The following is a 6,062-nucleotide window of genomic DNA, read 5'->3' on the forward strand; positions in this document are numbered from 1 at the left end:
GCTACGATCCGACTTAAAGGAACTTTAAAAAATTCTTGAGTATAGCATTAATCTTATAGCCAAAGCCGTCCAGAAACGAATAGCTACTGGCATTAGTTTTTTTATTTTGTTGTCAAAGGAAGAATAGAACAACTTAGTATATGACACAGTTTGGACGAATACTTTTTTATTTTCTACCTATTTCTGTTTAAAACATAGCGATTGAAACGTAGCTTTGTTAAAATTAACGATGATAAGTCTTGTTTTAGGGTATAAATAAACAAGACAATTTTATGTTGACCCGATGTAGAGGAGGATTACCTTGAAATTTAAAAAATGGCTTGTTTGTAGTGTACTTTTCAGCAGCCTATGGATGACAACTGCTTTTAGTGCTCAAGCAGCGGATTCATCTATACAAAATGAAAGTATTTATGACCTATACGTTGACCGATATTTTAATAGCACAGTCGCTAATGACTACAATGTTAATACGAAAGATCATCTAGCCTTCGCTGGAGGAGATTTTAAAGGAATCATGGACAAAATGGATCATATACGTGATTTAGGCTTCACAATACTCTCTATCGGTCCAGTTTTCTCAACGGAATCCTATGATGGTAAAGCAATTTTAGATTTTAATGAAATTGAAAAACATTTTGGAACAGCCGATGAATTTGAAGCTTTGATTGAGAAAACACATAACCAAAAGATGAAACTAATGATAGAATTTCCACTGAATAACTATAGTGCGCAGCATACTTTGGCTAGTGAAGAGGACAAGCAAGATTGGATCATATCCAAAGACGGCGTACTTCAACTAGATTTAGAAAATCCAGAAGTACAAACTGAACTTATAGACACTATTGTAGCTTTTGCTACTAAGTACAAAATTGATGCAGTGAAGCTTTCTGAAATAGAAGGCGCACCTACAGAATTTATAAACGAAATGATTACAGCATTAAAAGAAGTAAGGAATCCAATGTATGTTATAGCATAAGAGGACAGCGATGCGAATTTTGATGTCAACTATTCAGAACAACGCATGGTCGAACTAAGAGATGCGTTCAAAAACACGGATTACCCTTCAGATGTTATTAGTTCTGTTGAATCTAATGATTTACTGTTAATTGATAATTTAGTATCAGAACGTTTTACTTACCATAGTGCTTTGGAAAACATGTTCCCTCCGACGCGTATTCGCGCTGCTATTGGAACACTACTGACCCTACCTGGAGTTCCTTATATGACATATGGAACGGAAATTGCGATGAACGGTCAGGTACCAGAAGAAAGCCATCAAATCATGAACTTTCGAGTAGATGAAGAGTTAATCGAGTATATCCAAGACGTTAACTCCATTCGTAATAAATCAGATGCACTTAGATCTGGTGACATAGAAGTTCTAAAAAATGAAAATGGTTATGCAGTATATAAGCGTGAATCAGAAGAAGAAACGTTTATTATAGTTGTAAATAATACTAGCGCTACCCAACGTATTGACCTTTCTAGTGAAGTTGTAGGAGAAGACAAGGAAGTTAGAGGGATTTTTGAATCCGATTTAATTAGAACCACGGATGATGGCTCATACCGCATAGTTATTGATCGTGAAATTGTGGAAGTCTTTCAAGTAACAGACCGCAAAGGTTTAAATACAGCTTATATAATCGCAATGGTAATCTCTTATTTGTTATTTATCTTATTCCTCGTAATTGTTTGGAAAAAAGGAAAGCAAAGAAGAAGAGACGATGAAAACAAAGCGAAATAATAAAAAAACTATCTCTTGAGTGCCAAGAGATAGTTTTTTTAGTTAGAAAGATAAATTTCTTCGTCTTGCCCCTCGGGGTCAAATGAATAAAAGCTCCGGTGGCTGAGGAACTGCCTTCTCGCTTTTCCCATTTGCCTGTTGGGGCAGAGACAGGCGCTTGCGCTTTTCTAGATGTCTAGCTCCATCGCCTTGCCCCTCGGGTCAAATGGATAAAAGCTCCGGTGGCTGAGGAACTGCCTCCTCGCTTTTCTCCATTTGCCTTTCAGGCCAGAGACAGGCGATTATGCTTTTCTAGATGTCTAGCTTCATCGCCTTGCCCCTCGGGTCAAATGGAGAAATACTGTGGTGGCTGAGGAGCTGCCTCCTCGTATTTGCCCATTTGCCTGTCGGGGCAGAGACAGGCGATTATGCTTTTCTTGTTAGTTATGATCTGTATGAAGTGGAGGAAGGATTAACCAACCTTTTTCCTTCGTTAACTGCAATAATTTTGCACCTAATTGAGCTTTTTTCATATGGAATTGACCATACATGGTAGCAATGTCTTCTCTTGTAGAAATACCCATTGCCTTACTGCAGGCAACAAGTCCAGCAGCGCCATCCATTGCTAATGCAGCAGCAATTTCAGGGTCATTGAATTTTGCACCTGGTGGGATATTTTCTACTTGAGCTACTGGACGCTCGGGAGGGGCAGGAGGAAGTCCAATGCCATTTTCCTTGAGAATCCTTTCCAAATACTTGTTTTCATCCTTCATGGCATCCACAGAATCTTCAAGAATTTTTTTTAAGTCCGTATCTCCTGCGTGATTATAAAAGGTTTGGTGTGCAGCAATTAATCCTTGGTTGGTTGTTAAATTAGTCCAAATAGCAAATACTTCACCACAGTGTAATGGTTGCTCTTTTTGGTTACCAGATAAAATACCCATTTTTTCACTCCATTTCGTCATAAGTCGACATGATTTTTTCAGGTCGAGCTTATTATGTGACAACATGGAAGAACTATTCTAATTCCATTAAAAAAGACAAATCTGTTGGAAGATTTGTCTTTTAATCTATTAAAAGTTTTATGCTTCTTTGTTCAAAAAGAAGACAGAGATTGCTCCAGGTCCAGTATGAGCTCCAATCGTAGAACCAATTAGATGAATTTCTACATCTGTAGGCTGCATTTTTTCTACTATCATTTCTTTTAGTTATTGTGCTCGATCTAATACGTCTGCATGACTAATAGCAATAACTTGTCCTTCTAGATTTCCTCCGCGTTCCTCGACTAATTCTACTATACGTTTCATTACTTTTTTAGTGCCGCGAATTTTTTCAATCGGTACAAGTTTGCCCTCTTCTACATGAAGTACAGGCTTGATGTTTAATAGGCCACCGATAAATGCACTAGCTTTGGAAACTCGTCCACCGCGGGCCATATAATCTAAGTCATCTACAGTGAAAAGGTGCTCCATATGTGTAGCATTCCATCTAATTTTCTCTTCAATTTCTGAAAGGCTTAGTCCTTCATCTCTTAGTTTTACTGCTTCTTTTACAAGAAGTCCATATCCAAGTGAAGCACATTTTGAATCAATGATAGTTAGCTTCATATCCGGATATGTCTCTAATAATTGTTCCTTCATCATTACAGCCGTACTATAAGTACCTGATAACTCTGAGGAGAAAGCGATGTAAATACCTTCTTCTCCGGACTTAGCAAGATCCTCAAAAACACGAAGGAAATGTTCAGGAGAAGCTTGAGAAGTTTTAGGTTGCTTACCATTTCTAATCTCTGCATATACCTCTGTTGATGCAATGTCGTTTATATCTTCATATTCTTTATCGTCAATATGAACACGAAGTGGTGCTAACTCGACTTGGTTTGTTTCAAAAAATAATTTTGGTAAGTCACTTGCACTGTCGGCAAATATTCTCATTTTTGTCCTCCTAAAATTTGTGAATTATATTAATTCAATTTTAATCTTTCTTTTAAGAATTCTGCAATACCATCTTCATTATTTGTTGCAGTAATTTCATTTGCGATATTTTGCAAAGGGGAAATAGCATTACCCATTGCAACACCAACGCCAGCATATTCAATCATTTCTAAATCGTTGTCCTCGTCTCCAAATGCAATAATTCTATCTTTAGGGATATTTAAATATTTGGATACATGGTCTAGACCTACTGCCTTATTCAGACCGTGTCTAACAATTTCAATAACATCCCAAGGTGCTCCCCAACGGCGGTGGTCAATAACTTCTGCATGTACTTCTTTCAGATGCTTGCGAACATCGTCTATTGAATTTTCTTCAGCATGTATGAGAAGACTAGTAGGATCTACTTGTAAAAATTGACGAAGGTCACCAGTAGTTATATTGGGATTTCCTTGTACTAAAGCGGAGATCATTTGTTCATCATGATAATGTAAGTATACGTCATCTAGGACTTCTGCGAGCATATTTTTTATCGAATAGCTTTGAACGGCCTCAACTACTTCTTTTACAACGTTCAAGCTAATTGGTTTATGTATCATTTGCCATGAACGATTTCTTGGATGATGTACGAATGCCCCATTGAAGTTGACAATAGGAGTAGTTAGCCCAAGTTCATGATAATACATTTCACTTGCGCGATAGGGTCTACCCGTTGCAATCATTACTTCATGCCCTTCATCTTTAGCTTTTAATAAAGTTCTTTTAGTGTTATCAGAAATAACCTTTTGGTCAGTTAATAAAGTTCCATCTAAGTCTAATACGATCAAGTGTCGTTCCATGTGCATATTCCCCCTCATCTTATTAAAGTTTATCTTGTTCCAGAAGTTCCGTCAAAATGTATTGGTTCGCGATTTTGTAAAAAAACTTTTACTTTGTTAAAATAGTAATATAACGAATAAGGGGTGTATATTCAATGATTACTAATTTAGAAAATTGGGGAGACATCCCTGTGCTACATATATCAGAAGAAAACTTTACAAATAATGCTCCCGTAGTCTTTTTCCTTCATGGTTTTGAGAGTGCAAAAGAGCATAACCTTCACTATGCGTATCAGTTAGTCCAAAAGGGTTGCAGAGTAATTATGCCTGATGCCCATTTACATGGAGAACGTGATATACATCTTGACCAAATACAGATTAGCCTACGTTTTTGGGAAATAGTTTTAACCTCAATCGAAGAGCTAGGTAAACTAAAAAAAGAATTAAACTCGCGTGGATATGACAACGGACAAAAAATAGGCTTGGCTGGAACCTCTATGGGTGGTATTACTACACTGGGCTGTTTAACGGCCTACCCATGGATTGATGCAGCTGCTATTATGATGGGAACCCCGGGATATGTAAACCTTGCTAAAGATCAAATGACTTTAGTTGAGCAAAGTGGCTTTAAGATTCCAATGAATGAAGAAGAAAAGAAAAAAATGTTTGATACACTTTCTATATTTGATGCTTCTAAGCAATTAGAGAAACTAGAAAATAAGCCACTATTTTTCTGGCATGGCATGAAGGATGAGGTAGTGCCTTTCGCACCTACTGCCAAATTTGTTGAAGAATTGATTGAAAAATATAGTGATTCTCAGATTGAGTTTATGAAAGAGAAGAGCGTTGGCCATGCAGTTTCAAGAAAAGGTATGCTTCGTGCAACAGAATGGTTAGCTAACCGTTTGGCATAATTGATATATCTTTGTTATGATGAATGAAAGATGTAAGGAGGTATTAGTATGGATCAAGATATGAAAGATAGTATGATGGCTGCCCTGGAAAATGTTATTGACCCAGAGCTTGGCGTAGATATTGTTAACTTAGGTTTAGTATACGATGTGGATCTAACTGATGAGGGACAAGCAACAGTTACGATGACATTAACTTCTATAGGATGCCCGATGGGTCCGATGATAGTAGATCAGGTTAAAACAGCACTAGCTGAGCTGCCTGAGGTTAAAGATACTGAGGTTAATATTGTCTGGAACCCACCATGGTCAAAAGATAATATGTCTCGATATGCAAAAATTGCATTAGGTATTCGATAATTATAAAAACTCCTCTATTCATTAGAGAGGACAATATAAAAAAACAAGGCATCTTCTGTTCAATTCGAACAGGAGGTGCCTTGTTTGATTATATGCGTTTTTTCTTGAATTATAAGAGCCGTTTTCCTGAAGCTGCTTAGGATTTTAGACTGAGCGTAGCGAGGGAGAATGCTGGAGTCGTGCCCGCGAAAAGTGCCCCAACAATGGAAATCAACGATATATACAAGCGAGTAAATGAACGAAAATCATTCACTTACACTAATTAATCTATCCGACAAACGCAAAGAGGACAGCTTTCGCACTGGTTTTCTCTTCT

Annotated in this window: 6 protein-coding genes and 1 pseudogene; 4 read left to right on the plus strand and 3 right to left on the minus strand. The window is 37.4% G+C overall.

The genetic code is table 11. The features are described from left to right. Positions 1-301: 301 nt before the first annotated feature. Positions 302-976 (plus strand): alpha-amylase family glycosyl hydrolase, encoded by a 675-nt coding sequence (locus AC06OU_RS09905; RefSeq protein ID WP_475855510.1) that lies wholly within the window; start codon positions 302-304, stop codon positions 974-976. A gap of 45 nt (positions 977-1,021) precedes the next feature. Then, complete coding sequence (locus AC06OU_RS09910) at positions 1,022-1,744, plus strand: hypothetical protein (protein WP_475855511.1); 723 nt, start codon at positions 1,022-1,024, stop codon at positions 1,742-1,744. A 419-nt stretch (positions 1,745-2,163) separates the two neighbouring features. Here the strand turns inward: AC06OU_RS09910 and AC06OU_RS09915 are convergent, their stop codons facing one another. The 3 genes and pseudogenes from AC06OU_RS09915 to AC06OU_RS09925 all read right to left on the minus strand — a co-directional run bounded on the left by AC06OU_RS09915 (position 2,164) and on the right by AC06OU_RS09925 (position 4,496). After that, positions 2,164-2,667, minus strand: coding sequence for a DUF3231 family protein (locus AC06OU_RS09915; RefSeq protein ID WP_475855513.1), 504 nt, complete (start codon positions 2,665-2,667; stop codon positions 2,164-2,166). 138 nt (positions 2,668-2,805) lie between these two features. After that, a pseudogene (locus AC06OU_RS09920) lies at positions 2,806-3,657 on the minus strand (DegV family protein). A 29-nt stretch (positions 3,658-3,686) separates the two neighbouring features. Beyond that, positions 3,687-4,496 (minus strand): Cof-type HAD-IIB family hydrolase, encoded by an 810-nt coding sequence (locus AC06OU_RS09925; RefSeq protein ID WP_475855514.1) that lies wholly within the window; start codon positions 4,494-4,496, stop codon positions 3,687-3,689. Between the two features lie 134 nt (positions 4,497-4,630). On the opposite strand from AC06OU_RS09925, the gene AC06OU_RS09930 reads away from it, so the two are divergent. Beyond that, positions 4,631-5,389: a prolyl oligopeptidase family serine peptidase gene (locus tag AC06OU_RS09930; protein WP_475855515.1), complete on the plus strand. Its 759-nt coding sequence runs from the start codon at positions 4,631-4,633 to the stop codon at positions 5,387-5,389. A gap of 48 nt (positions 5,390-5,437) precedes the next feature. Further along, a complete protein-coding gene (locus tag AC06OU_RS09935; protein ID WP_169361026.1) occupies positions 5,438-5,746 on the plus strand; it encodes a metal-sulfur cluster assembly factor in 309 nt (102 codons plus the stop codon). Positions 5,747-6,062 lie beyond the last annotated feature (316 nt).

The organism is Psychrobacillus sp., assembly GCF_056205495.1.